General features: G+C 72.6%; 15 protein-coding genes and 1 pseudogene. 5 read left to right on the forward strand and 11 right to left on the reverse strand.

Going from position 1 to position 26,247, the window contains the following annotated elements; translation table 11 throughout:
* Positions 1 to 6: 6 nt before the first annotated feature.
* From AQJ66_RS32680 to AQJ66_RS32700, 6 genes and pseudogenes are all read right to left on the reverse strand, one after another.
* Positions 7 to 231 (reverse strand): annotated as a pseudogene (locus tag AQJ66_RS32680) (oxidoreductase); the annotation flags it as partial.
* Positions 228 to 404, reverse strand: a complete 177-nt coding sequence (locus AQJ66_RS39570; RefSeq protein WP_167359205.1) for a hypothetical protein — start codon at positions 402 to 404, stop codon at positions 228 to 230. The pseudogene AQJ66_RS32680 and the gene AQJ66_RS39570, both read right to left, overlap by 4 nt.
* Positions 401 to 1,465, reverse strand: a complete 1,065-nt coding sequence (locus AQJ66_RS32685) for an aromatic ring-hydroxylating oxygenase subunit alpha (protein WP_061929192.1) — start codon at positions 1,463 to 1,465, stop codon at positions 401 to 403. Before AQJ66_RS32685 ends, AQJ66_RS39570 begins: the two co-directional genes overlap by 4 nt.
* A gap of 120 nt (positions 1,466 to 1,585) precedes the next feature.
* A complete protein-coding gene (locus AQJ66_RS32690; RefSeq protein ID WP_061929193.1) occupies positions 1,586 to 2,365 on the reverse strand; it encodes a hypothetical protein in 780 nt (259 codons plus the stop codon).
* 264 nt (positions 2,366 to 2,629) lie between these two features.
* Entirely contained in the window at positions 2,630 to 3,772 is a 1,143-nt protein-coding gene (locus tag AQJ66_RS32695; protein ID WP_061929195.1) for a ComEC/Rec2 family competence protein, read from the reverse strand.
* Positions 3,769 to 6,552: a hypothetical protein gene (locus AQJ66_RS32700; protein WP_061929196.1), complete on the reverse strand. Its 2,784-nt coding sequence runs from the start codon at positions 6,550 to 6,552 to the stop codon at positions 3,769 to 3,771. Before AQJ66_RS32700 ends, AQJ66_RS32695 begins: the two co-directional genes overlap by 4 nt.
* Before the next feature lie 122 nt (positions 6,553 to 6,674).
* Between AQJ66_RS32700 and AQJ66_RS32705 the strand changes: the two genes are divergently transcribed.
* Complete coding sequence (locus AQJ66_RS32705; protein ID WP_159052676.1) at positions 6,675 to 10,406, forward strand: AAA family ATPase; 3,732 nt, start codon at positions 6,675 to 6,677, stop codon at positions 10,404 to 10,406.
* Between the two features lie 54 nt (positions 10,407 to 10,460).
* On the opposite strand, the gene AQJ66_RS32710 is transcribed toward AQJ66_RS32705, so the two are convergent.
* Together AQJ66_RS32710 and AQJ66_RS32715 are read right to left on the reverse strand one after the other, a co-directional pair.
* Positions 10,461 to 14,240 carry a tetratricopeptide repeat protein gene (locus AQJ66_RS32710; protein WP_159052677.1) on the reverse strand — a complete coding sequence of 1,260 codons (3,780 nt, stop codon included), beginning with the start codon at positions 14,238 to 14,240 and terminating at the stop codon, positions 10,461 to 10,463.
* A 291-nt stretch (positions 14,241 to 14,531) separates the two neighbouring features.
* Positions 14,532 to 16,085 carry a pectate lyase family protein gene (locus tag AQJ66_RS32715; RefSeq protein ID WP_061929201.1) on the reverse strand — a complete coding sequence of 518 codons (1,554 nt, stop codon included), beginning with the start codon at positions 16,083 to 16,085 and terminating at the stop codon, positions 14,532 to 14,534.
* Between the two features lie 446 nt (positions 16,086 to 16,531).
* On the opposite strand from AQJ66_RS32715, the gene AQJ66_RS32720 reads away from it, so the two are divergent.
* Together AQJ66_RS32720 and AQJ66_RS32725 are read left to right on the forward strand one after the other, a co-directional pair.
* Entirely contained in the window at positions 16,532 to 18,580 is a 2,049-nt protein-coding gene (locus AQJ66_RS32720; protein WP_061929203.1) for a phosphocholine-specific phospholipase C, read from the forward strand.
* A 72-nt stretch (positions 18,581 to 18,652) separates the two neighbouring features.
* The gene (locus AQJ66_RS32725) at positions 18,653 to 19,492 is read left to right on the forward strand and encodes an LURP-one-related family protein (protein WP_061929205.1); all 840 of its coding nucleotides are present in this window, start codon (positions 18,653 to 18,655) and stop codon (positions 19,490 to 19,492) included.
* Between the two features lie 12 nt (positions 19,493 to 19,504).
* Here AQJ66_RS32725 and AQJ66_RS32730 read toward each other — a convergent pair whose 3' ends face one another.
* Both AQJ66_RS32730 and AQJ66_RS32735 read right to left on the reverse strand, forming a co-directional pair.
* A complete protein-coding gene (locus tag AQJ66_RS32730) occupies positions 19,505 to 20,449 on the reverse strand; it encodes a DMT family protein (protein WP_061929207.1) in 945 nt (314 codons plus the stop codon).
* Positions 20,446 to 21,246 carry a phosphatase PAP2 family protein gene (locus AQJ66_RS32735; protein WP_061929209.1) on the reverse strand — a complete coding sequence of 267 codons (801 nt, stop codon included), beginning with the start codon at positions 21,244 to 21,246 and terminating at the stop codon, positions 20,446 to 20,448. The genes AQJ66_RS32730 and AQJ66_RS32735 overlap by 4 nt, the downstream gene beginning before the upstream one ends.
* A 236-nt stretch (positions 21,247 to 21,482) precedes the next feature.
* On the opposite strand from AQJ66_RS32735, the gene AQJ66_RS32740 reads away from it, so the two are divergent.
* On the forward strand, positions 21,483 to 22,127 hold the full coding sequence (locus AQJ66_RS32740; RefSeq protein WP_061929211.1) for a TetR/AcrR family transcriptional regulator: 645 nt from the start codon (positions 21,483 to 21,485) through the stop codon (positions 22,125 to 22,127).
* 110 nt (positions 22,128 to 22,237) lie between these two features.
* Here AQJ66_RS32740 and AQJ66_RS32745 read toward each other — a convergent pair whose 3' ends face one another.
* Entirely contained in the window at positions 22,238 to 23,254 is a 1,017-nt protein-coding gene (locus tag AQJ66_RS32745; RefSeq protein ID WP_061929213.1) for a DUF2510 domain-containing protein, read from the reverse strand.
* Positions 23,255 to 23,557: 303 nt separating this feature from the next.
* Between AQJ66_RS32745 and AQJ66_RS32750 the strand changes: the two genes are divergently transcribed.
* Complete coding sequence (locus tag AQJ66_RS32750; RefSeq protein WP_061929214.1) at positions 23,558 to 26,242, forward strand: ATP-binding protein; 2,685 nt, start codon at positions 23,558 to 23,560, stop codon at positions 26,240 to 26,242.
* Positions 26,243 to 26,247: the final 5 nt, after the last annotated feature.

Here is a 26,247-nt window from a genome sequence, read left to right on the forward strand (position 1 = left end):
GTCGCGCCGAGGCGCCGGTCGGTCGGCCACCGCGATCCGCCAGGCCGACCGGTCGGCGGGGTCGCCGCACAGCGAGTACTGCCGCTCCAGGCCCGGATCCAGCAGCAGGTCCACGTGCGCGCCGGGCTCCCACTCGGGCAGGTCCCGCCCGAGCGGATCGCGCAGGGCCAGGGCGACCACCTCGTCGGCGACGAACGACCGCTCGGCCACCACCAGTTCGCACTCGTTCATCGCGCGGTCCCGCCCTCCGGGAGACGGTGCCCGTCGGGGTGGGCGAGCATCCACTCCCACATTCCGACCGGGTCGTCGCCGGTGTGCTCGGCCCCGCAGCGGCAGGTGCCGTGCAGGACGTCGGTGCCCGGCAGCCGGTCGATGCGGTAGACCTCGCCCGTGGGCGCGCTCACCGGACCCCCTCCGCCGGCTCCGCCCCCTCCTCGACCAGCCGGCCGAGGATGCGGCGGGCGGCCAGGCCCCCGGTGTCGATGTTGATGCTCAGCTCCTGGTGACCGGTGCGCTCGGTGCCGAGCGTGCGCTGGAGCAGGTTGAGCGCGTCGACGTCCTGCATCACCACGGTGTGGTTGTTGCCCCGCAGGAACTCGGTGACCTCGCCGTCGTCCGTGGCCCAGTCCCGGGAGACCATCCAGAAGTCGTACACCTTGCCGTAGGCCGACGGCGTGATGGCGTACGTGATCTCTGTGTGGAAGCCGTGCGGGTCGCTGCCGTCCGGCTCGGGCACCACGCCCACCGGGGCGATCCGGCTGTGCAGCAGGTACAGGCAGGGCGCGTGGTACTCGATGTCCTGCCGGCGGGTGATCCGGCCCTCGATTCCGGTCGAACGGGCGTGGAACGAGGGGCATTCGGTGTCGTCCATGTGCCGGCTGATCCGGATGATCCCCGCGCCCTCGTCCACCTCCGTGGTGATGGGGGTCTCGGCGACCTCGGGGGTGCCGATGTGGCCGCCGTGCAGGTACGTCTCGTGGGAGAGGTCGAGGAGGTTGTCCACGAGCAGGCCGTAGTCGGCGTCGATCGGCTCCATGCCCCGGACCGTCACCCAGCCCGGGCCGTCCAGGTGCCGGGCCCGCGGAATGGTCCGAGGGTCGGCCAGGGCGGGGTCGCCGATCCACACCCAGACCAGCGAGTCCTGCTCGACGACCGGGTAGGAGGCGACCCGGGCGGTGCGCGGCACCCGCTTCTGGCCGGGTACGTACACACAGGCGCCGGTCCGGTCGTAGGTGAACCCGTGGTAGCCGCACACGATCCGGTCGCCGTCCAGACCGCTCGCTGAGAGCGGGAAGCGGCGGTGCACGCACCGGTCGTGCAGGGCGACCGCCGCGCCGTCCTCCTCGGCGCGGTAGAACACCAGCGGCTCCCCGATGACCGTCCGGCCCAGCAGCTCGCGGCCGACCTCCTCGCTGTAGGCGGCGACGTACCACTGGTTCCTGGCGAAGGCGGTGCTGTGGGGCATCGTTGCGGCTCCCGTCTGTCTGCGTCGACGACATGGTCGAAAAGGACGCCTCGGTACCGCAACAGCCCTTCCATCTCACGGAAGGGGATCGGTGGAAGCCTGCTCGGACCTGCGGTGGTGTCAGGAGGACGCCGGGCCGGTCGCGGGATCGGCGGGCAGGCTTCCCGGGACGGCCAGGGCCGAGGTCTCCACCAGCCGTTCGGCGTACAGCCAGGCCGCGGAGGCCACCCAGCCTTCCCGCACCAGAAGCGCCTGGAACGCCACCAGCAGCGCCTCGGCCACCAGAAGGACCACCAGCAGCGGGGTACTCGGACGTCCCGTGAATCCGGGAGGGGCGAAAGCCCAGGCCGACACCGCGAGCAGCCCCACCACGGCGATCGGGAGGGCGTACGGGCGCAGCCCGAGCGTGTTGCGCCGGAAGCCGTACTCGCAGTTCTGTTCCTGGACGAGATCCGCCCCGGGCAGCCCCCGTGCCCGTACCCTCAGAGCCAGTCCCGCCGCGTCGTAGATCTGATCCGCCCGCTGCGGATCCGCGAGTTCCTCCTGTTCGGTGGGCAGCGGCAGTGAGGAGCCGATGATCTCCTGGATGCGGGCGTGCAGAAGCCTCAGCCGCTGCCGGTCGGTGGGGCCGCGCCAGCGCAGGAGCTGCACGGTCGGCTTGCCGCCCCAGGAGCAGTAGAGCCGGGCTTCGATCCGTTTCCCCCTGCTGCGGCCCAACTGATCGGCGAATAGGGGCAGACCACTCAGCAGGATCAGCGACCACAGCCACCGGCCGCGGGGGAGTGCGGGTACGCCCACGACGGCGGGCAGTGCCAACGGCAGCAGCGTGATCAGGACCGGCCTGAGGCGAGCCCGCCGGCTGTATTTGTCGAACAGGACGAACAGCGTTCCATGGCCCATGGCCGACCTCCCCCGAAGTCCACGTGTCGGGCCCGGAGGCTCGCGCGAACCCGTCAGCAGGGATACCCGCCCAGCACACAGGTCATGCGACTGCCCGAGGCGTCCGCCGACCAGCCGGCCGCGGCAGGCTCCACCGCCACGAACGACACCGAGCCCGACCGGCCATGGCCCCCGGCCGCTCGTGGAGGCGAATGAGCATGGGCCACGCCGTCCTGACCGCCGGGGTGCCGGACGCCAGGAGGGATGCGGGACGGCCCGTGGAGGTCATCGGGACGGGGCCTGCGTCACCCGCCCCCGGTCCACCAGGACCGTGATGCCTTCCGCACCGGGTTCGGGGTAGGCGGTGTGGACGTCGAACTCGGCGAGCGACACGTCGGCGTAGCGTTCGGTGCTCGGCACCCGGTGGTTGAACCAAAGGGTCGGCCTCGGTCCCGGCCTCAACATGATGCGGGCCATGGCGCTCAGACTGGGGTGGGCGCCTTCCCCGTACCGGTACGACGCCTCCTTGGCCCGGTGGGACAGCGCCCTTCCTCCGTGCGTCGAGATCAGCCAGTGCCGGCAGTCGAGGGCGTCGAGCAGTGCGGGGCTCATGTTGTGGGCGCTGCCGTGGTGCGGGACCTTGCACAGGTCGACGCGGTAGGGGTGGCCCGAGTTGATTCTGCCCAGCGACGCGGCCAGCGTCTCCGCGTGGGCGTCGGCGCCGAACAGCACCCGGGCACCCGCGGTGTCCTCCACGCAGAAGGCTATGCTCGAACCGTTGTGGGGTGCATCGTCACGTATGTAGCCGGCATCGTCCGTGAGCTCCCCCCAAGGAATTCCGGCACCGTCCTCGTCAGGATCGACACTGCGCGGGTCTCCGAGCAGATCCGGTCGATCCGGCACCGGGTCCTCGGTCGCCGGCTCCGGCCAGGCGTCACGCAGCTTCTTCAGCCTTTCTCTGTCGGGAGAGAGCACAGTGAGCCGGAGGCCGGGTAGGTGAAAGACGGGCGGGGCGCCGTCGTCGGGCACCATGACGGCCTCGCCACCGGCGCGGGTGTTCCAGGCGACGCCCCGCGCACGCAGCAGTTCGGCGAACTGATCCCCCTGCCTCGGCCCGAGGAGGTCGGCGGCGAGCAGGTGGTCGCGGCAGTTGAACCACACCTCTTCGGCGGTGAAGCCTTCCGGGGGATCGGTGAAGAGAGCGAGCAGACCGCCGATGTGGTCGGTGTCGATGTGCGTGCACACCACCAGGTCGAACCGGCGGTCGTGCACCGGCTGGCGGTCGAGCCGGTCGCTGAGGCCCTCGGGGAGCCGCGCGCGGCTTTTGCTGCCGCCGTCGATGAGCATGCGGTGGGGACGTCCGGCGTGCGTCCATTCGACCCACAGACAGTCCCCTTCCGCGGCGGGGAGGGCCTCGACCCGGATCACTGTGCTGCTCCTTCCCCCGGTGCGCCGATTCCGCGGGGCGCGCGCACCTCCCAGTCCGTGTCTCCATAGCCCACGAGGGCCAGGGCGCACGCCTCACCCTTGAGCAGGGCCGCGCGCCGGGCGCGGGTGAGTGCCTCCCCCAGCAGCAGACCGGCACCGGTCGCTGCCGCCAGCCGTCTGATCTCCGACATCAACTCGACCGCCACGGGCACTATGTGACGGGCGAGGACGGGCGTGAGAGTACCGACCACTCCGGGTGCTCCGGCCTCGAGCATCCGGAGCTGGGCTCCGAGCAGCGGGGTACGGTGATCGGCGGTCGAACAGCCGAGGAGCAGGACCAGCGGGTTCGGCTCGGCCGGCCCGGTGAGCAGCGGTTCCAGTGTTTCGTAGAGGGAGAGCTGGTCGTTCGTACCCAGCACGAGGCATGGCATGCCGCGTGCTGGGCCCGCCGCGACCTTCTCGCTGTGGACCACGAGAAGGAGCGCGCCCGGCGGTTCTCCTCCCTCCCGCAGCTGTCGCGTGCGTTCGGCCAGTTCGCGCCAGCTGGCGGCAGGGGCGGAGTCGGCGCCGAGCAGACGGACCGCGGTCGACCATGCGCGCTCCGCGTTGCGGTCGGCGCGGTCGCAGGCCGCCGTCAGGAGGGATCCGCCGAACTCGATCATGCCGCGCTGGGCGGCCGGGCCGACGGCGAGCGCGAAGTCCTTGGCGAGTCCGGCGGACCGGTCGGCGTGGACATGCCGTTCGATCACTTTGCTCGCCCCCCAAAACCTGAAGGGGCAAACGACGTCGTCCTGGTAATGCCCGGGGCAGCGCGCCGCGCAGTCCTCGTGATCGGAGAGATCCGGCGCTTCGGGGCAGAGCCGACCGGCCACGCCCAAGGGGCCGCCGATGCGCAGCGGCTTGTCGTAGACGAGTTCCAGCGGGAGGAGGTCACCGGGCCGGGCGGCGAGCACGGAGATGCCGGCCGCGCGCCGCAACGCCTCGGCGCTGTCCCTGGGAACCAGCCCGATGCGCTCGCCGAACAGACCGCGGTAGAGAGCCTGACCACTCTGGGCGAGACTGATCAGCAGCTTCTCGTAGGCCGGGCTGCGGTAATCGCCGTACTCCTCAGGGCGCTCCACCGGGTCCCGGAGTGCGGCCGTCAATGCGCTCACTGTGCCGGAGAGATCCGCCGGAGCCCTGATCTCGACGGCGTCCGAGGTCACGGTGGTGAGGAGTGGTGCCCCTGCGGAGTCCGGGCCGAGGGCCAGAGCGGCGTCGTGCGGCATCCGGGCGGCGAGGTCGTCGGTGTCCGCGCGGACCACGGCGTCGATCTCGAAGACGGGCGCGTGCCCGGATCCCACGGTGCCGCTGAGCACACCGGTCTGCAGGAAGCGGTTGCGGTGGAAGACGGTGATGCGGACCTGGAAGGAGCTGCCCGGGGGGCCGGACACCACCGTGAACACGGCCTCTTCGGACCGTCCGACGGGTGGCAGGTCCACGTCTCGGAACCGGCCCGTGAGGGGCGGTGGCGAGCCGTGCAGTTGCACGGCGGTGATCCGGAGCCGATGTGTCCGGTCGGGTAGGAACGAGCTCGTCGGCAGTGGCTCCTGGCCCGCAGCCTCCCTGCCAGGCCGGCCCACCCAAACCGTGAGGCCGTAGACCGTGTGGGGATCGACGGCCGCCGCCCGGGTTCCCTCCCCCGCCACCGCGAGCGCGGTGCGCACCACGCGGTGCGGCTGCCGGTGCCGGTCGTGCCCGACCTCCCGCAGCAGGCGTGACCATCGTCGCGCGGTGGCCTCGGCGTCGGCGGGTGCCTCCTGCCGCGTCCGCGGGTCGGGCAGGGTGCGCGACCATCCGGCGCTCGGGTCGCCGGAGAAGCCGACGCCGCTCCGGGCGATCACCGCGCTCAGCCGGGTGGTGTCCAGCAACCGCGGATCGGCCCGCAGCGAAGGAGGGGACGCACCCACCACAGCGGCGGCCCGGTCCAGGGCGACATCGAAGGGCGCGTCGTTCGCCAGTGCGGACAGCAGGGCCACCAACCACTCGGCCACCTCGCCTCCGGTGTCCGCGAGGGCCGCGTTCGTGGTGCCGTAGCGCGCCGCGATCCGCGACAGCAACGTGCCGGCGCCGGAAGACGCCCGGCCCGGCTCGAGCAGGCCGACGGCCACGGTCGCCGTCGGCCCCGTGGTGGGACGTGCGGGCGGCAGGGACGCGGTGTCCGCCCGGCACAGCACGAGGCCCGCGCGGGCCCACCGGCCGTCCGCTGCGGTCTCGGTGACGCACTCCCGCCATAGCGCGCTGCGCGCGGTAAGACGGCGGCCGAGGTCCGAACGTTCCTCCGACAGTCCGTCCGGGAGCAGGGCGACGGGAAGCGGCCAGGCCCAGTCCGGGCACGTGGCCGGGGTGGGCGGGGCGGCGGTACTGACGGCGACCACGTGGCGCCCAGTGCGCAGCAGATCACCGATGCCGCGATACGTGCCCTGCGGCGACGACACGGACAGCCGGACCCCCGGCGTCCCGGCGCAGGCGCGGGCCCACCCGTCGGCGAGCCGGGACGCGGACGCAGGGTCACGCTCGAACAAGGCGAGCGGGTCCGTCCAGGGAACGAGAACGGCTTGCCCGGCGGCCCGTCCCGCGAAGAGTGGCCCGAGCAGTTCACCGAGTCCGGGTGCCCGTCCGCCGGGCTCCGTCGCTGCGGCCACGACGCCGCCGGCGACGACCGCGTCCAGGACCCTGCGGTCGTCCGTCCGCGCGCCGAGGGCCCGGCCGGCGGCGCGCAGTGGTGCGTACGGTTTCACGCTGTCCTCTCGACGGTGCGGCGGTGCGGGGCCGTTCGGCTCCCACTATCTCAACTAAAAACGTCGAAAGGACAGTTGTGGCACTCTTGCCCATACGACCGGGTAAGGGGCAGGGGTGAGCCGTGACGGCGGACGAGTCGGCAGGGGGTCTGACGCTGACTGTGGAGGACTTCCACGCCGACGCGGACGGAATGTCCTGGCGGTGGCTGCTGACCGGCCCCGGAGGCGTGTTCGAGGCGGACGCCGAGATCCGGCTGCGGCGCGAGGAATGGCAGTACGACGCCTTCGAGGATCTCTACGGATACCTCGCCTGGCGTGTCGATCCGGAACGGCGCACGGACCGCGAGGCCGCCGTGGTGCGCGAAGTGGGTGAGTGGATCGGCGCCCGGGCGCTCGGAGAAGTGGGTGTCCGGCTGTCCCGGATCGCTGAGGACTGGGCCGGCTGCACGGTACTCGTGACTCTGCCACCGGAGGCGCGAACCCTCGCGGCGCGCCCGCTGGAAGCCGCCGTGGTCGACGGCGTTCCGCTGCGGCGAAGAGGGGTGATCTTCGTCCACGACGTGCCCGCGCCGGGCGGGACGGCGCGCAGGCTGCCGAAGCGTCCCGTCGGCGCGGCCCTGAGGATTCTCGCGCTGTTCAGCCTCCCCGACACCACCACGGCCCTCGATCTGCGACGCGAGCGCCATGAACTGTCCCGGATCGTGCTCACGGTGGGAGCCGTGCACGGTCGCGCCGTCGAACTGAGGGTGCTGCAGTACGGCGTCACCCGGAAGCGGTTACGGGAGATCGCGGAGGACGGGCGGGGGTGGGACATCGTCCACGTCTCCGGACACGGCAGTCGTCACGTCCTCACGCTGGAGCACGAGGACGGCAGCCCCGACGAGGTGCCCCACGACGTACTGGTGGGCCTGCTCTCCCCGCTGCGCCGCCAGGTCAAGCTGATCACCGCGTCGTCCTGCTCGTCGGCCGACGATCGAACGCGCGAGTCCTTCGATGCGCCCGGTCTCGGTCCCACGCTGCGCCGTCCGCGCGCCTCAGCAGCCCCTTCCGCCCCGCTGGCCGATCTCGCGTCCTCGCTCGCCGGACGGCTGGACTGCGCGGTGGTCGGCATGCGCTTCCCCGTCGTCGACGACTTCGCGATCACGTTGAGCGAGAAGCTGTACGAGGCGCTCCTCGTCCGTGAGCAGCCACTGGCCACGGCGTTGGCCCGGGCGCTGGCGGCGAGCACGCCGGACCGGCCAACCGCCTCCTTTCCGGCACTGTCCGAGGTGACGCCCGCGCTCTTCGGAAGCAGCGCAGCCGGTCTGTGTCTTTCCGCGCCCCGCGGTGGTCCCCTCGTCTACGAAGCGGAGAAGCTGAAGCTGGCCGGCTTCCCCGTGCCACCGCAGCGCTTCGTGGGCCGGGGAGCGCTGATGAGCCTGGCCAACGCCGCACTGGCTCCCCGCAGCGGCGTGTCCGGGATCGTCTTGCACGGCATGGCCGGAGCGGGCAAGACGACCGCGGCCCTCGAACTGGCGTACACCCAGGAGGACAACTTCCAGGCCCTCGTGTGGTTGCGTGTCGGGGGAGCCGAACCCGCCGGCGACGTCCCCTCCGCACCGAGCGCCCACCTGGTCGACAGCGCACTGACCGATCTGGCCATCGCCCTCGAACAGAAGCTCAGAAACCTGTCCATGACACCGGCACTCACCGATCCTCAGGAGCTGCGACAACTGCTGCCGCTTCTCACGGAGTTCTTCGAACGACAGCGCGTTCTGCTGGTCATCGACAACGCGGAAGGTCTTCTGACGAGCCGTGGCACCTGGCGGGACGAACGCTGGCAGGCCGTGTTCACGGCGCTCACCTCGCACACGGGCCTGTCGCGCACCGTGCTGACCAGCCGGATCTGTCCTGCGGCGGTCCCCGATCCGGTCTCGGTCGTCCCCGTCCACGCGCTCGCCCCGCGCGAGGCCGTGCTGCTGGCGCGCGAACTGCCGCGGCTGGGGCAGTTGATCGATGGCCGGGCGCCGGACGTTCCCGCCGAGCGAGGGCGACAGATTGTCGCGGACGTCCTCGCCGCAGTCGCCGGCCATCCTGAACTCCTGGTCCTCGCCGACGCACAGGCCACGGATCTCGATCGGCTGGGCTCGCTGCTGGACGCTGCACGGCGTTCCCGGGAGGCCGGGCTCCCCAAGGGCGGTGACAGTGGTCCGGACCCGGGCGACGCGCCGTCGGCCGCGGACTACGCGCTCCTCCTGGACTCCTGGACTCGGGGCATCGCCGACGAACTCGGTCCGGCGGAAAAGAGGTTGTTCCACGTACTGAGTGCGATGGAGGAGGGCGACCGTGGCCAGGAGATCGTCACCAGGGTGTGGGACGGGTTGAACCGGAGTGGACCGCACGGGCCGGGCTCCGCCCCAGCGCCCGCGCTCGTGCGCAGCGGTCTGGTGGCGCAGAGCACCGGTGCGGACGGGCAGCCGCGCTGGGACCTTCATCCCAGTGTGGCCGGCACGGGCCGGGTGACCGCAGCCCCGTCCCTCGTTTCCCAGGTCGACGGCATCCTCGCTGACCACTGGTGCGCCGCGCTCGACGAGGCACTCGCTCACGAGGACACCGGCCGCACCGGCAGTGACGTGCTGCGTGCGGCCCGCGCGGCGTGTCCGTACCTCCTGCGGCTGGGCGACTGGGAGCGGACGGTCGACGTGGTGAGCCAGGTCCTCGCCCGTGACCTGACCCGGCCCACCGCTCTGGCCCTGCTCCCGTTCGCGGAGGAGGCGGTCGTGCACGCCGGGGACGCCGACCGTGACGCGCGGGTCGCCCGCACCCATGCCAGGATTCTGCTCCGGGTGGACGCGGCGGCCGGTGAACTCCGTCTGACGGAGTTGTTCGGCGAGGCCGTACGCCGCGGGGACCACGAGCGGGCCGCCAACCTTGCCAGTGATCTCCGGGCCCGGCACCGCAACGCCGGCCGGATCGCCGAGGCGCTCACGTGGGCGGAGCGTTCCGTGGAGCACATCGCCCTGACGGACCGCGGACCCTGGACGAGGCTGGGTGTCGAGGCGGCGCACGCCCAGCTCCTGGCCATGGCGGAGCGTTTCGAACAAGCGCTGGAGCGGAGCCGGGTCCTGCTCGACCGCTCCGGCTCTCTGTCCCGGGACCCGGATGCGTCCGAAGGACTGGAGCCGTGGACGGTGGAGGAGATGCTGCTCGACGTGGGACGGCTGGCCGCGCGCGGCCTCGGCAGGCTCCAGGAGGCCCTGGACTTCAACCGCCGCATCGCCGACTGCGAAGAACGGCGCGACGCCCCCGTACTCGAACGCACCCACACCCGGTTCAACACCGGGGAGCTCCTCCTGGACCTCGACGAACTCGACGAGGCCGCCGACGTGTTCCAGCGGTGCCGACAGGAGTACGAGCGGCAGTTGTACGGGCCGGGCCTGGCGTGGACGTTCACCGCCTTCGCACGAGTGGCGCACCGGCGCGGTCACGGCCAGACCGCCCTCGAACTCGCCCGTGACGCGCTGCGTTACGCCTATAGCGCGGACCTGGCCGCGGACATCGTCGTGGCACACCACGACATGGGGATGCTGATGCGGGCCCACGGAGGCGATCCGCGGGCCGCGGCCGCCCATCTGCTGGCCGCCGAGCTGATCCGGACCGCCGGCAGGCCGGACGGCGAGGCGGGTCCGCCGGCCCCGGCCGGCATGGACGACGGCCTGGTCCTGCCCCACACCGTGGACGAAGTGGCCGATCTGGTGGGCCGGGTACCGGGGGTGGAGCTACGCCGCGTCCTGAGCACGATCATCGGCAGGGACGCCTCGTCCTCCTGGGGCAGCCTCCTGGAGAGGGTGCGGGCCACGGTCCAGCCCCGCTGAACGGCGCCGCCGGGCGGCCTGGCCCGCGGGACGGTACGGCCCGCCTCCCTTCCCTCAGCCGACGGATGCCTCGGACCACGCCGCGACGACAGCATTCCACGTCTGCCGCACCGCTTCGGGCGCAGCGACTCGGGTCAGGACGTCGGCCAGCCGTACACCAGGCTCGCCGTCCACGGCACGGCACAGTTCCTCGACGGTGGCGGGAGGCGACTGGTCCACCGGTGCGAGCCGGTGGATCAGCGAGGTGGCGGACACAGGGTCCACGCTATCGACGAGAGCGCCCAGCAGCACCGCCGCCAGGCCGTGCACGACGGTCCGCCGGCCGTCACCGGATGTCGTCGTCGCGGAGGAGGCGAGGAAGACCGCCAGGTTGTGGTGGGCCACCCGCAGCCCGTGGACGGGAGCGCCGCCCGAGTCGTAGAGCCCGCGCAGTGCCTGGGTCATGAGACTCACGGCTGCTTCGGTGTGGCCACGACCGGCCTCCACGTCGGCCAGTGCGCCGGTGGTCAGCGCCACCTGCTCCCAGTCCTGCTCGCGGGCGAACAGGTCGCGGCAGCCCAGGAGCACCTCGCGCGCTTCCTCGACCCTGTTCAGGCGTTGCAGCGGCCCGTACCGGTTGAAGAGGGTCTGGGCGGTGTCCGCCTCGGGAGCGTCCCGTGCTCGCTGGGAGGCCAGGATCTCGTCGATGAGTGTCAACTCCAGTTCCCAGGCACCCATGGCGTCGGCCGCGGCGCACCCGATGCCCAGCACCGCCTCACGGACGTTCCAGGAGTCCACGTTCTCCGGGACCTCGCTGTGGGTCGGCAACGCGTCCATGCGGGCCAAGAGGTTTTCCACGGCGGTGAGGACCGTCTCGGGCGGGTCCCTTCGCTGCAGTATCTGGAGTCGTTTCGCCTCGTCACCGAGAACCGACCAGGGCCCCAGACCGGCCTGGCGAGTGTGGTCCCGTTTGCGGTCGATCAGTGCGAGGGCACCCTCCAGGTCACCGAGGCGGAACGAGTGCCAGCTGAGGTCGCCCGCGAGCCCGGTCGCCGCGATGTGGTCGCCGCGTGCGAGGGCGGTCTCCAACAGCCGTTCCAGGTGGGCCCGGGCCTCCTCGGGGGCGACGCGTTCCAGGACCCGGGCGAGGACCCGATTGGCGGCGAGTTCCTCGTCGCTGCCCTCGGCCCGGCGCGTGATGTCCCGCAGTGCGGGCAGCAGCCCGGCGGCGGTCCTGGGCGAGGAGTCACGGAACAAGACCCGTTCGAGGAGCAGCGCGGCCCGGCTCCAGTCCCCCCGCCGCAGCAGGTACGGCATGGCGGAACGGGCCGCGTGCACGACCCGGCCGGAGCCGCCCTCCTCCTCCGCCGCCAGGCTCTGCGACGCCCGGCCGCTCCAGTACGCGGCGAGCCGCCGGTCCACGGCCTCGCGCAGGTGCTCGGCGGTCTGCCGTCCGGCCTCGGCGACCTCGGGATGCACGACCAGCACGGCGGGGTCTCCGTCGGCGTCCCGCTCGACGGAGACGAGGCCGCTCTCGGCCAGCTCGGTCCAGTGCCCCCACCACCTGTCCCCGCCGTCGGACCCACCGTGCACCTTCTCCGGCGGCAGCGGCCCGGTCCCGTCGAGGACCGCGGGCCTGCGGTCGGCGGGTTCCAGACAGCACAGGACGCGGAAGAGACGTTGGGCCGGCCCGGACAGCGCGGCGACCACTCCCGCGGTCCACACGGCCAGCACGGTCGTGTAGGCGGTGGCGTCCGCGCGTGTGGCGACGCTGAGGTCGAGGTAGCTCTGCGGGACGATGCCCAGCTCTTCCCAGGAGCGGTCCACTTCGGTGAGCCGTGCGCTGAGTTCGGCCGGGTCGGACAGCTCGCCCTCGGCCAGTTCGACCAGGGTGGGGTGGCCCTGCGCCGAGGCCAGGACACGCACGGCCAGGGACCGGCACCGGCTGGCGGGCAGCCCGGGCAGGTCACCGTCCAAGAGCGCCCGGAGCTGCGGCATCTCACGAGCGAGCAGGACGCTCTCGCGCAGCGACAGCGCGTCGACCAGGCTTACGGTCACGCCGGGGTCGAGAGACCGGGGAACGCGTCGTCCTGTCATGATCAGCCGGGACAGCCCGCGGTGCCGGGTCAGGGCGCCGATCACCTGCCCCCATCTCGGGTCGCGCCACCGCCCCGACGTGCTGAGCAAGGACTCCACGTTGTCGAGGACGATCAGGATCCGCTGCTCCTTGCAGAACTGGGTGAGCATCGGCAGGAAGGCCGACAACTCTTCGCTTTTATCGAGCAGTTCGACGAAGCGCAGGCCCTCGATGCGCTGGTGCATGGCGCGCGCGAAGTCGGCCAGGGATGCGGCGACGTCGGGTGCGGCCTCTCCGGTCTCCTCGGGTGCCCGGTACCAGACGAGCGTCTGGAAGTTGTTCTCCTGCCCGTAGGCGAGTTCGAGGGCGCATGCGGTCTTCCCCGCCCCCGCCATGCCGTGCAGGAAGATGCCGGAACGCCCGCTGTGCGGAGCCAGACAGCGGTTCGCGGTGGACATCAGGGCGCCGCGCCCGACGAACCGCGCGGGCTGGTCGGGGAAGCCTGCCAGTTTGAGTGCGCTCTTGTCGAAGACCAACCCAGGGCCCTTGGGCGGCTCGAGCCGGAGTTCCACGGCGGTACCGCCGAACAGGGCGGGTAAGCTGGCGGCGAGGGGCGGGCTGGCCTCCGTCGCCGGCGTGACGACCACGCGGGGCAGGGCGAGCGCCACCGCGCGCCCCAGTGGATTCGCCTGCTCCACCATCAGCTTGAAGACCGCGCTGTTCAGCTGCGTCACGAAGTCGTCGGTGACGGTGTGCCGCATACCGAGCACCGCGCAGTCGAGGCGCTCGGCTAGGACCTCGGCGAGGGTGCCCACGTGCGGCGCGTCACCGGGCGGCTCAGGAGCCTCCGCTCCGCCGTGCCGCAAGGGCTCGGCGGACCGGTGCGCGGAGCCGAGCCCGAGCGCCTCCAGCCGCTCGTCGGCCGAGGTGTCCGCCGATGAGCAGGCTGCCGCCAGAACGAACTTGACACGTCCGCGCAGCGGCGCGAGCACTCCCACCAGGTCGTCCCCGCCGATCGGGTCACGGCTGCCGTCGGCGTTCTCGAGGACGAAGACGCCCTCCCCACCGTGACCTGACAGCACGAGGACGTCCCAGCCGTGTCCATGATCCGCGAACTTGCGCAGCCGCTTCCGGGTCACGCCGTATTGAAGGACGGCCAGTTCGATGGCGGTACCGCCCGTCTTGGCCACCGTGTCGAGCAGGCGGGCGAGTTCGAGACGTTCCCGCCGGAGATTCAGCGCCGAAGTGCCGTCGGGCAGGCTGAAGAGGGCCAGTACCCGCAGGGCCTTTCCGATCGGACGCTTCCTTCTGCGGGTCGGCACGGCGGACGCCGCCGCGAGGTCCCGGACGAGGATGACATGGTGCAGAGGCAGGGCCTTGCCGTCGATCACCGCGGCTTCCCAGGGCAGTCGTGCGACGAAGCGTGCCTCGGGGGGGACCTTCATCCTCACCACACACGGGCCGTCGGCCGCCAGGGTGCGACTGATCCCCTTGAGGGCGTGCCGGGTGATCCATTGGCCCAGCTCGTCGAGGAGCCGGCTCTCGTCCTCCAGCCGCCGGTGTGGATCCGCCCGCCAGCGCAGGTAGGCTTGCAGGTCGCGGAAGGCGTCGACGTGCCAGTCGGAGCCGTTCAGGTGGACGTCGACCTCCTCCGCCGGAAATCCGTCGGCCTCCAGGACCCAGCGCCAGCTCGCCTCCGTCAGCTTGCCCGTGGCGGGCTCCGTCACCGAGCGGAAGCCGGTCACCCTGAGGCAGAAGTCCGCCGGTTCGGATTCCACGGTCCCCCCTGCGCCTCGCAGCTTCTGTCGCAGGATCATAAGACGCCTCGGACATGTTCCCGCCGGTTGTCGAGGGCGGAGAACATGCGTCGAGCCTCTCCAAGGGAGTTCGAGGACTTGGTTTCGCCGGTCCGGCTCGTCACGAGGGCAACAGGGCCGAGGCCGCGGTGGGGCGTGGTCGCCTTCCGCCCACTCCCGGACGAGGGGCGGACCACCGGGCCCGCCCCTCGTCGGGACTGCCTTCGGTCCCCGGCGTGCCTGCCCTGCCCGGCAGCGGGGAACGTGGCACCGTCAGGCGTAGGTCTCGAACTCGGCGACCTGGGGAGTGCCGGCCGATCCGGTGATCTCGTAGGTGATCTTGCCGAGTGTGGTCCGGGGGAAGCCGACGACGCCCGCCCCGCTGCCGGAGGCCAGGACGGCGCCGGTGTCCCCGTTGACGACCCGCCAGGACCTGATGGTGCCCGAGGTGCCCGCCGTCTCGCGGATGCCGACCGTCGACACCGCGGTGGGAGAGCCCCACTTGATCGAGACCGAGCCGGTGGAGCCGGCCGGCGACCAGTAGGTGCTCAGGTTGCCGTCCCGCACGTTGCCGTAACTCGTGCCGGAGGCCTTGCCGGACCCGTCGGAGCCCGCCCCGATGCTGAGGTTGGTGCCGGCGGGCCGGGTCGGCGTGGGGGAGGTGGGGACCGGGGAGGTCGGTGCCGGGCTGGTCGGCGTCGGCCCGGGGGTCTGCGGGGAGCAGCTGCCGTCCGACACCCGCAGTCCCTTGCCCGCGCCGGCCGTCGCCGTGACGACGCCCGGCACGCAGGCGGCCGGGTCGAGGCTGTAGGCGTACGGGATGGCGACGGTGGTGTTGGACTTCGGGTCGGGGCCCGCCGGGTGGTTCTCGGCGCCCTCGGCCGACCAGGTCACGTTGTCGTAGACGTTGCCGCTGACCTGCCAGTACCCGAGCTCGTCGGTGTAGAACGTGCCCAGGACGTCCTTGGAGTCCCTGAAGTAGTTGTTCTCCACCTTGACGTGCGCCCCGACCCGGGAGTTGATGCCGGACTTGTTCAGGCTCACGAAGTAGTTGTCGTAGGTGTGGGCCGTGCCGCCGCGCAGCAGGGGGGCACGGGAGTCGATGTTCTGGTACAGGTTGTGGTGGTAGGTGACGAAGCTGCTGGAGACGTCGCTGTCGCTGTGCCCGACGAGGCCGCCCCGGCCGGAGTTGCGCAGGACGCTGTACGACAGGGTCACGTACCGGGTGTTGTCCTTCAGGTCGAAGAGGCTGTCGTAGCCCTCCGCCTCGCCACCCGAGGCCTCCAGCGTGGCGTGGTCGACCCAGACGTTGTGGACGTCGGTCTCCATGCCGATGGCGTCGCCGCCGTTGGAGGTGGGGGAGCCCGACTTCTTGACGTTCCGGACCGTCACGTTGCGGATGACGATGTTGCTGGAGTTGCGGACGTGGATGCCGAGTTGGTCGAACACGGCGCCGCCGCCCACCCCGACGAGGGTGACGTTGCTGATGTCCTTCAGCTCGATCTTGTCGTCGGCGGTGTTGCAACTGCCGCCCGACACCTTGCTGGTGTTGCCGTGGTCGATGGTTCCCTCGACCTCGATGACGAGGGGCGTGCTGCTGGATGCCCGGCTGCACAGGGCCTGGTGGATCTGGGTCCCCGTGGTGGCCCGGACCGTCTGCCCGCCCGCTCCACCGGTGGTGCCGCCGTTCTGGGCGGCGTAGCCGTCGGCGCCGCCGGTCGCCGCCGATGCCTCGGGCATCGACAGGACCGCGCCGGTCGCCGCGGCTGCCGCGAGCGCCGTCGTGGCCAGTGCCGCGCGCAGCCGCGTTGCTCGTGATCGTCTCATCTCGCCCCGCCCTTTCGTCATCGAATGCGGTGTCAGCTGTTCACGGACATGCATCAGCGATGAGTAGGTGAACGACACCCTGGAGGTTCAGAAAGCGCTTTCTCGATGGGAGGTTAGGGTGACTCGCAGGGACCGGCAAGGTTTTGCGCAGTTGTGGAATCGACATCTCCGTTTCATCAACGTGAACGCCGTGAAGGTGAACTGCCGTGAAGTAGCCCGGCGCGGACTCCGGCGCCCCGCATCCGGTACGGCCTGCTGCCCCCTACCGGTCACAGTCCGCGCCGACCGTGGCCGACGGGCACCTCATGGACCGCCGGGTTTCACACAGGCGCCATCGCACCCTTCCCTGACGTTCGCTGCTCTTGGAACACTCGCTGCGCGCAGATCCCGTCAACCGCCGGTATCGCGTACGCGCGCACGTCAGTGACGAGAGGACCCTCACGCTCATGCCCGAAGCAAACCGGCGCCGCTTCCTCCAACTCGCGGGCGCCACAACGGCGTTCACCGCGCTGTCCAACAGCATCCAGCGAGCGGCCGCACTGCCCGCGCACCACCGCACGGGGTCGGTCGAGGACGTCGAGCACATCGTCGTCCTGATGCAGGAGAACCGTTCCTTCGACCACTACTTCGGTTCCCTCAGAGGCGTCCGGGGCTTCGGCGACCCCCGCCCCGTCACCCAGAACGGCAGGTCGGTCTGGCGGCAGTCCGACGGCACGAAGGACGTCCTGCCCTTCCACCCGGACGCCGACGACCTGGGCCTCGCCTTCATCCAGGACCTCCCGCACGGCTGGAACGACGGGCACGCCGCGTTCAACGGCGGCCGGTACGACCACTGGGTGCCCGCCAAGTCCGCGACGACGATGGCGTACCTGACCCGCGAGGACATCCCCTTCCACTACGCGCTCGCCGACGCCTTCACCATCTGCGACGCCTACCACTGCTCCTTCATCGGCTCCACCGACCCCAACCGCTACTACCTGTGGTCGGGATACACCGGCAACGACGGCAAAGGCGGCGGCCCGGTCCTCGGCAACGACGAGGCGGGCTACGGCTGGACCACGTATCCGGAGCGCCTGGAGCGGGCCGGTGTCTCCTGGAGGATCTACCAGGACGTGGGCGACGGGCTCGACGCGAACGGCGGCTGGGGCTGGATCCAGGACGCCTACCGCGGCAACTACGGCGACAACTCCCTGCTGTACTTCGACCAGTACCGCGACGCGAAGCCCGGCGACCCGCTCTACGACAAGGCCCGCACCGGCACCGACGCCCGCAAGGGCGAGGGCTTCTTCGACCGGCTGCGCGCCGACGTGACGTCCGGGAAGCTGCCCCAGGTCTCCTGGATCGTCGCCCCCGAGGCCTTCACCGAGCACCCCAACTGGCCCGCGAACTACGGCGCCTGGTACATCGCCCAGGTCCTGGACGCCCTCACCGCCGACCCGGACGTGTGGGCGAAGACCGCCCTCTTCCTGACCTACGACGAGAACGACGGCTTCTTCGACCACGTCGTACCGCCCTTCCCGCCGGCCTCCGCGGACCGGGGCAGGTCGACCGTCGATCCGTCGGCGGACCTGTTCCCGGGCGACGCCGGTCACGTCGCCGGGCCGTACGGGCTCGGCCAGCGGGTGCCGATGCTGGTCGTCTCGCCGTGGAGCAAGGGCGGGTACGTCTGCTCCGAGACCTTCGACCACACCTCGGTCATCCGGTTCATCGAGCGCCGCTTCGGCGTGCGCGAACCCAACATCTCGCCCTGGCGCCGAGCCGTCTGCGGCGACCTGACCGCCGCGTTCGACTTCTCCCGCCGGGACACCCGGCCCGTCACGCTGCCGTCCACGGCCGGCTACGCGCCGCCGGACCGCGACCGGCACCCCGACTACGTGCCCAAGCCGCCCGCGAACCCGTCGCTGCCGCGGCAGGAGCGCGGCAGCCGGCCCACCCGGCCGCTCGGGTACGCCCCGGTGTTGGACGGCGCGGCGGACACCGCGGCCGGGACGTACACCCTCACCTTCGCCTCCGGGCCCCGTGCGGGCGCCGCGTTCCTGGTCACCTCCGGCAACCGCGCCGACGGCCCCTGGACCTACACCACCGAGGCCGGCAAGAGCCTCGACGACACCTGGAACTCGGCGTACTCCGCGGGCGTCTACGACCTCGCCGTGCACGGGCCCAACGGCTTCCTGCGCGTCTTCAAGGGCCGGAACGAGACCGCCGGCCCCGAGGTCACCGCCCGGCAGGCGGGCGACGACGTGGAACTCACCTTCACCAACAAGGGCTCGGGAACGGTGAGGCTGAAGCTGGTGAACGGCTACGGCGGCGACACCCGCGCGGTCACCGTGCGGCCCGGGGCCACGGTCCGCCGGACGGTCGGCCTGGCGGCGAGCCGGCGCTGGTACGACCTCACGGTCACCTGGGACGCCGACCCGGCCTTCTCGCGCGTCTTCGCCGGGCACGTCGAGAACGGGCACCCCGGCGTCAGCGACCCCGCGATCGCGGCGAAGTGACGGCGAACGGGCGATGAACACCGCTCCGTGCGGACTGGTCGGGTACCGGTCACATCAGGGTAGTGTGCCCCGGTGACCACGCAATCGAACACTCCTGCAGGCTGGTACCCCGATCCGCACGGGGCGGCGCAGACGCTCCGGTACTGGGACGGCGCGCAGTGGACCGAGCACACCAACCCGGCCCAGCAGGCCCCCGCACAGGCACCGCAGCAGCAGGCCGCACCGCAGTTCCCGCAGCAGCAGGCCTCCGACGCCAGGGTGCAGCGGCAGGTGCAGAAGCAGGCGGGTGTCGCGGCCGGTGGTCCGGGCGGCGGCACCCTGTTCACCGAGCCGGTCCTGGTCGTGAACCAGAAGGCCAAGCTGATCGAGCTCACCAACGAGTACAAGGTCATGGACCAGAACGGCCGGGAGATCGGCGCGGTCACCGAGGTCGGCCAGAGCGCGCTGAAGAAGATCCTGCGCTTCGTCTCCAGCCTCGACCAGTTCATGACCCACAAGCTGGAGATCCGCGACGCGTACGGGCAGCCGCAGCTGGTGCTGACCCGGCCGGCGAAGTTCTTCAAGTCGCGGGTCGTCGTGACCCGCCCGGACGGCTCGCCGGTCGGCGAGATCGTCCAGCAGAACATGATCGGCAAGATCAACTTCGCGATGAACGCGAACGGCCAGAAGGTCGGCGCGATCAAGGCGGAGAACTGGCGGGCGTGGAACTTCGCCATCGTCGACCACGCGGACAACGAGGTCGCCCGGATCACCAAGACCTGGGAAGGCCTCGCCAAGACGCTGTTCACGACGGCGGACAACTACGTCCTGCAGATCCACTACCAGCTGCCCGAGCCGCTGCTGAGCCTCGTGGTGGCGACGGCCCTCACCGTCGACACCGCCCTCAAGCAGGACTCGCGGGGCTGGGGCTGAGCGGGACCCGCGTCACCGGGCGGTGAGGTGCCCCGGCTGTTCCGGCCGCCGGGGCACGAGCGCCGGCTCCGCCGTGGCCGTGCCCGGCTCCAGGGCCAGGACCGCCGCCACCGGGTGCTCCTCGTCGTCCACCGGCCCGGCGGGGCTCCGGGTCAGCAGGAACACGCCCCGGGCGGCGACGCCCGCCCCGGCCAGCGCCAGCAGCACGCCGGAGGCGCCGCCGCGCAGGCCCTGGCCCAGCAGGGTCAGCCCGATGACGGCGGCGGCCAGCGGGTTCGACAGCGTGACCACGGCCAGCGGGGCGCCGAGGCCGCCGCGGTAGGCGGTCTGGGACAGCAGCAGCCCGCCGGTGGCGAACGCGGCGACCAGGACGGCGACTACGACCTCCGCCACGCTCAGGCCCGCGCCCGTTCGGTCCGTGGCCGCCACCGTCACCGTCTGGGTCAGCGCGGAGGCGACGCCCGAGGCGACACCGGAGGCGGTCGCGTGCCGCAGGCCCGGCCGGGCGCCGGGCCGGGAGAGCACACCGATCAGGGCGGCCGTCGTCCCCGCCACCGCGAGCGCCTCGGTCAGGCTCAGCACCCGCTCGGGTGCCGGACCCGACGCGGTGACCAGCAGCGCGGCGAGCCCCAGCAGCGTCAGGGCCGTACCGCGCCACTCCGCCGTGCCGACCCGCCGCCCGGCGGCCCGCGCCCCGAGCGGCACCGCCGCGACGAGGGTGAGCGCCCCGAGCGGCTGGACGACGGTCAGCGGGCCGTACTTCAGGGCCACCACGTGCAGCAGCGCGGCGGCCGCGTTCAGTCCCACCGCCGACCACCAGGCGCCGGTGCCGAGCAGCCGCAGCAGGCCCGTTCCGGGGCCGCGGGAGGCCAGGCGCTCCTGGGCGACGGCCGCCGCGGCGTAGGCGACGGCCGAGACCAGGGACAGGCCCACGGCGAGCAGTGTGGCGGCGCTCATCGGCCCGCCCCCACCAGCACGGCGTCCTGCGCGGCCGGCGGCGCGGCGGCGCGCCGGACCGGGACGGGCGCCCGGCGCGGCGGGGGCACCACCGCCAGGGCGGCGCCCAGCAGGGCGGTCGCGGCGAGCGCGTCGAGCCAGTAGTGGTTCGCCGTGCCCACGATCACCAGCAGGGTGATGAGCGGATGCAGCAGCCACAGCCACCGCCAGGCCGACCGGGTGGCCGCGATCAGGGCGACCGCCACCATCAGCGCCCAGCCGAAGTGCAGCGAGGGCATCGCCGCGAACTGGTTGGAGAGGTGGTCGTGGGCCGGCGGGCCGTAGACGGAGGGGCCGTAGCGGCGGGCGGTGTCCACCAGGCCGGTGCCGGCCAGCATCCGCGGCGGGGCCAGCGGGAAGGTGAACGGCAGCACCAGCGCGGCCGCGGTCACCGCGGCCAGCACCCGGCGGGCCCACAGGTAGTGGGCGGGCCGCCGCAGGTACAGCCAGACCAGGAGGGCCAGCGTGGCCGGGAAGTGGACGGTCGCGTAGTAGGTGTTCGCCAGGTGCACGAGGACGTCGCCGTGCAGCAGTGCGGACTGCACGTCGCCCTCGCCGGGCAGGTGCAGGGCGCGCTCCCAGTCCCACACCCGGTGGGCGTTGCGGAACGCGGTCGCGGTGTGCCCCGTGGCCAGCTGCCGTCCGAGCTTGTAGACGAGGAAGAGCCCCGCGACGAGCAGGAACTCGCGCGGCAGCGGCGGGCGCGCTGTCACGGGCGCGTCCGCCTCCGGCACTGCAGGCTCGGTTCGGGCAGTCATCCCCCGGCCCCTTCGCTGACGGTTGGTGCGTGGTCTGGTGCGGCGCATCGATACGTCCTCGTACCGAAACGACCGTGTACCGATACGCCAGTGTACCGATACGCATGAGTACCGGTACACTGGCGTATCGATTGAGGTGCGAGACACTGGACACACAGCCGGTGGCCGCACCCGGGCGAGGCTTCAGCAGGCCGCACCCGGGTCGAGCCGTACTCGAGCGCGAGGAGATGCAGCACATGACGTCGCAGGCCGCGGACGGACCGGACACGGTCGCCGCCACGCGCCGCTCCAAGATCACGCCGGAGCGTGAGCGGGAGTTCTTCGACGCCGTGCTGGAACAGATCCGCGAGTGCGGCTACGACTCCGTGACCATGGAGGGCGTCGCCGCCAGCACCCGCTGCAGCAAGTCCACGCTCTACCGGCAGTGGAAGACCAAGCCCCAGTTCGTCGCGGCCGCCCTGCGCGCCAGCCGCCGGGTGCGCTTCGCCGGCATCGACACCGGCTCGCTCGCCGAGGACCTGCGCCAGGCGGCACGGGCCGCGGGCGACTGGTCCGTCAAGGACACCCGGCTGATGCAGGCACTCGGGCACGCGGTCACGGCCGACCAGGAGCTCGCGCAGGCGCTGCGCGAGGCACTGATCCTGCCGGAGGTGGCCGCGCTGCGGGAGATGCTGGGGCGGGGAGTGGAGCGCGGCGAGGTGCCCGCGGACCACCCCGCGCTGGAGTACGTCCCCGCCATGCTGTTCGGCGTGCTGCGGGTGCGGCCGGTCCTGTGCGGCCAGTACGCCGACTCCGGCTACCTCGTCCGGTTCGTGGAGGCCACCGTGCTGCCCGCGCTCGGACTCACCGAAGACCCAGGCCACCGTTCACGGGATGACTGAACGGTGACCTGTCCGCGCCGCACCGTGGGGACGGGGGCGGCGCGCACCCCCCCGGCCGGGCGGGGTCCCCCTTGAGCGGAGGGGCACCCCGTCCGGCCGGTCCCGTGTGGTCAGACGTCCTGGCCGTCGCCGCCGCCCGACGCGACCCTGATGCCCTTCAGGATCTCGTCGACGACCCCCAGGTTCTGGCCCACGTCCACGCCGAAGCGCACCACGACGATCTTCTTGGCGTCATTGGGCGAGGGGAAGGCGACCGACTCCACATAGCCGTCGGCGCCCTTGCTGGTGACCGCCTTCCAGCGCACCAGGTAGCCCTTCTGCCCGGCCACCGTCACCGCCTTCGAGGCCAGCACCCGGTGCGAGGTGATGCTGCCGTAGGTGGTGCCGCCGTAGGCGTGCTCGGCGTTGGACGCGATGTCCGCCCGGGCGACCTGCTCCGCCGTGTCGCCCTTGGTGCCCAGCGTGTCCGCGGACGCCGTGTAGGCGCCGCCCGCGGTGCAGGTCTGGGAGGTGTCGCCGGGGCACTTGTACGCCTTGTCCGACGTCACCTGCGCGCCGATGCCGATCACCCCGCCGGTCCAGCCCTGCGGCACGGGCAGGCTGATGCCGTTGCGCGGGTCCGGCACGGTCCCGCCGCCCGGCACCTTGGGCGGCGCCGACAGGCCGGGGGACGGCGTCCCGTCGGGACCGCCCGGGCCGCCGCCGGGACCGCCCTGCCCGCCGTCCGGTCCGCCCCGGTCCTGCTGCTGCCCGGCCCGGTCGCCCCGGCCGCCGTCGCCCTTGGTCAGCACGTACACGCCCACCCCGACGCACGCCAGGACCGCGGCCGCCGCCGCGACGGCTATGCCCGTGCGCAGGCCCCGCCGGGGCGCCGCCGGCGGCTGGCCGGGGTACGCCGGATAGCCCGGGTAGGCGCCGTACCCGGCGGGGGCCGGCGGGGTGCCGTACGCCGGGGCGGCCGGCTGCGGGCCGGCCGGGGGCTGCGTCGTGGGACCCCAGAGGGCGGCCGTCCCGGCGGGGCGGGTCTGGTCCGTCCAGGCCTTGCCGTCCCACCAGCGCTCGGTGGGCGGACCGTCGTTCGTCTGCCCGGGGTCGGGGTACCACCCGGGAGGAGTCACCTGCGTCATGCCCTTACCGTATGAGGCATCGGTGAAAGCGGGATGAGAAGATCCGCCGCCAAACCCGCCAACCGGAACATTTCGCCCCGGATTTCTGCGCGACGTCTTCGCCGGAGGAGCGCACCGGGCCCGGGCGAGCGGCCTGACGGCCCGTCGGACCCGCTCCGCCGGCCCGGGCGGACCGCGCGTCGACCCGCCGTACCCCACATCACCCGGCGGGGCAACACCTGCCCCGAGCGGCCACCACGGCTCCGCTCGGAGGGCTACGCTCGTGGTCGGTACATCGTTCGGGCTACCCGGGGAGGGAACGGGATGACGGAGGGACGGCCGTCGGCCGGCGGCTCGGCATCCCTGTGGGAGCGGGACGCGGAGATGGCCACCGTCACGGCGGCGCTCGACGTCCTGTGCGCCGACCGGTCCTCCGCGGGCCGCCTGCTCGTCTTCCGCGGCGAGGCGGGACTGGGCAAGACCGCGCTGCTGGCCCAGATCCGCCGCATCGCCGAACGCCGGGGCTGCACGGTCTGGTCCGCCCGCGGCGCCGAGACCCTGAGGTCCGTGCCGTTCAACGTCGTACGGCAGCTGCTGCAGCCCGCGCTGGTCTCCTTACTGCCGGACGAGGCCCGCGAGTACCTCGGCGACCGGTACGACATCGCGGGCCCCGCCCTGGGCATAGCGGACCCCCAGGAGACCAGCGCCGACCCGCGGTACGTGTGCGACGGACTCGTCGCGGCCGTGCGCCGGCTCGCCCGCCGCGCCTGGCCGCTCGTCCTGCTCGTCGACGACGCCCACTTCGCCGACCAGGAGACCCTCGGCTGGCTCGCCGCCTTCGCCGAACGCCTGGACGAGGTGTCCGTGCTCGTCGTGGTCGCCCGCCGGCCCGGCGAGGTGAACGGCGACAGCGCCCGCCACCTCGACACGGTGGCCGCGGCCGCGGGCCGCTCCGTCACCAGCCTCAGCGCCCTCACCCCGGAGGCCACCGCCGGCCTCACCCGCGCCACCCTCGGCCGGTACGCCGACGACCCGTTCTGCCGCGAGGTCTGGGCCGTCACCGGCGGCAACCCCTACGACACCGTCGAACTCCTCGCCAAGGTGCAGGACGCCGAACTCCAGCCGACCGAGCCGCAGGCCGCCGAACTGCGCGAGCTGAACCGCTCCGCCCGCGGCGGCGGCCTCGTCGACCGGCTCACCGGTCTCGGCATCGACGCCACCCGGTTCGCCTGGGCCGCCGCCATCCTCGGCACCGGCATCTGCGTCGACCTCGTCGCCCGCCTGGCCGGCATGCGCCCCGACGTCGCCCAGGGCTGCGCCGAACTGCTGCGCACCGCCCGCATCCTGACCGAGCCCGACCCCGCCGCCGGCGCCGAACCCGTGGACGGCCAGCTGGAGTTCGTCCACCCGCTGATCGCCTCCGCCGTCTACCACTCCATCCCGGCCGGTGTCTGCACCGCCATGCACGGCGTCGCCGCGCAGATCCTCACCGAGACCGGCCACGGCGCCGCCGAGGCCTCCCGGCACCTGCTGAAGGTGCACCCGGACGACGACGAGGAACTCGTCGAACAGCTGCGTGCGGCGGCCCGCGAGCACCTGGCCGTCGGCGCGCCCGACGCGGCCCGCCGCTGCCTCGAGCGGGCTCTCGCCGAACCGCCCCGGCCCGAGGTCCACGCGTCCGTCCTCTACGAACTGGGCTGCGCCACCCTGCTGACCGCGCCCGCCGTCACCATCGAGCACCTGCGCAGCGCCCTCGCCATGCCGGGCCTCCAGGACGGCCGGCGCGTGGACGCCGTGATCCGCCTCTCCCAGGCCCTGCTCCACAACGACGAGCTGGAGGAGGCCGTCCGCACGGTCGAGGCCGAGGCCGCCCGGCACGAGACCGGCCCGGTCCGGATGCGCCTGCAGGCCGTGCAGTTCATGTGGGAGGCCATCCACGGCGAGACCGTCTCCCCGGAGCGCTCCCGGCGCCTGGCCGACCTCGCCGCCACCTGCACCGGCCGGGACAACTCCGAGCGCGCCCTGCTGATCCTGCGCGGCTTCGACGCGATGACCCACGGCGAGAACGCCGAGGAGATCGTCCACCTCTGCGACCGCGCCCTCGTCAACGGCCGCCTCGCGCCCGGCCTCGGCTGGACCGACGGCGAGTGGGGGATCGAGCTGCTGATGATGCTCGGCAGCGCGTACACCTACGCCGACCGGCTCGACCGCGCCGAGAGCCTCTTCGCCGAGGCCCTGCGCGCCTACACCGGCGCCGGCTGGCGCGGCGGCCACCTCTCCCTGGCCAACGCCTTCCTCGGCCTCGCCTACCGCCGCCAGGGCCGGCTGAAGGACGCCGAGGACACCCTGCGCGAGGCCCTGGAGCTGGCCGAGCGGGTCGGCCGCGGCCTGCCCCTGCACTGGTCGGCGACCTGCGGACTCGTCGACACCCTGCTGGCGCGCGGGCGGACCGGCGAGGCCTGGTCGGTCGCCGAGCAGTACGGCTTCGCCCCGCCCTACCCGTCCACCATCGTGCTGCCCGACATCCGCTCCGTCCGCGGCCGTCTGCTGCTGGCCGTGGGCCGCACCGAGGAGGGCGTCAACGAGCTGGAGGCCGCCGAGAAGACCGCCGCCTCCCGCGGCGGCCACAACCCCGTCCTCGCGCCCTGGTCCCTCGACCTCGCCAAGGCTCTGGCCGGCCAGGACCCGGCCCGTGCCGCCCGGCTCGCCGCGGACGCCCGCCGGCAGGCCGAGCGGTTCGGCACGGACACCGCCATCGGCGAGGCCCTGCGCTGCGCCGCCGCCCTGGAGACCGGTCAGCGCGCGGTCCGTCTCGCCGCCCAGGCCGTCACCTACCTGGAGGCCTCGCCCTGCCAGTACGAGCACGCGGCGGCCCGGGTCGAGTACGGCGTCGCGATCCGCTCGACCGCGGAACTCGACCGGGGCCTGGCCCTGGCGCGCTCCTGCGGGGCCGACGGGCTGGCGGCCCAGGCCAAGCAGGCGCTGGACACGCTGTCGGGGCGGGGGTAGCGACT

It is taken from the genome of Streptomyces bungoensis, from assembly GCF_001514215.1.
Taxonomy (GTDB): domain Bacteria; phylum Actinomycetota; class Actinomycetes; order Streptomycetales; family Streptomycetaceae; genus Streptomyces; species Streptomyces bungoensis.

Excerpts from the sequence above, each read along its gene's own strand:
- AQJ66_RS32745 (WP_061929213.1), bottom strand. The coding sequence starts at position 23,254 with ATGACGCAGGTGACTCCTCCCGGGTGGTACCCCGACCCCGGGCAGACG.
- AQJ66_RS32750 (WP_061929214.1), top strand. The coding sequence starts at position 23,558 with ATGACGGAGGGACGGCCGTCGGCCGGCGGCTCGGCATCCCTGTGGGAG.
- AQJ66_RS32685 (WP_061929192.1), bottom strand. The coding sequence starts at position 1,465 with ATGCCCCACAGCACCGCCTTCGCCAGGAACCAGTGGTACGTCGCCGCC.
- AQJ66_RS32715 (WP_061929201.1), bottom strand. The coding sequence starts at position 16,085 with ATGAGACGATCACGAGCAACGCGGCTGCGCGCGGCACTGGCCACGACG.
- AQJ66_RS32735 (WP_061929209.1), bottom strand. The coding sequence starts at position 21,246 with ATGACTGCCCGAACCGAGCCTGCAGTGCCGGAGGCGGACGCGCCCGTG.
- AQJ66_RS32690 (WP_061929193.1), bottom strand. The coding sequence starts at position 2,365 with ATGGGCCATGGAACGCTGTTCGTCCTGTTCGACAAATACAGCCGGCGG.
- AQJ66_RS32720 (WP_061929203.1), top strand. The coding sequence starts at position 16,532 with ATGCCCGAAGCAAACCGGCGCCGCTTCCTCCAACTCGCGGGCGCCACA.
- AQJ66_RS32740 (WP_061929211.1), top strand. The coding sequence starts at position 21,483 with ATGACGTCGCAGGCCGCGGACGGACCGGACACGGTCGCCGCCACGCGC.
- AQJ66_RS32730 (WP_061929207.1), bottom strand. The coding sequence starts at position 20,449 with ATGAGCGCCGCCACACTGCTCGCCGTGGGCCTGTCCCTGGTCTCGGCC.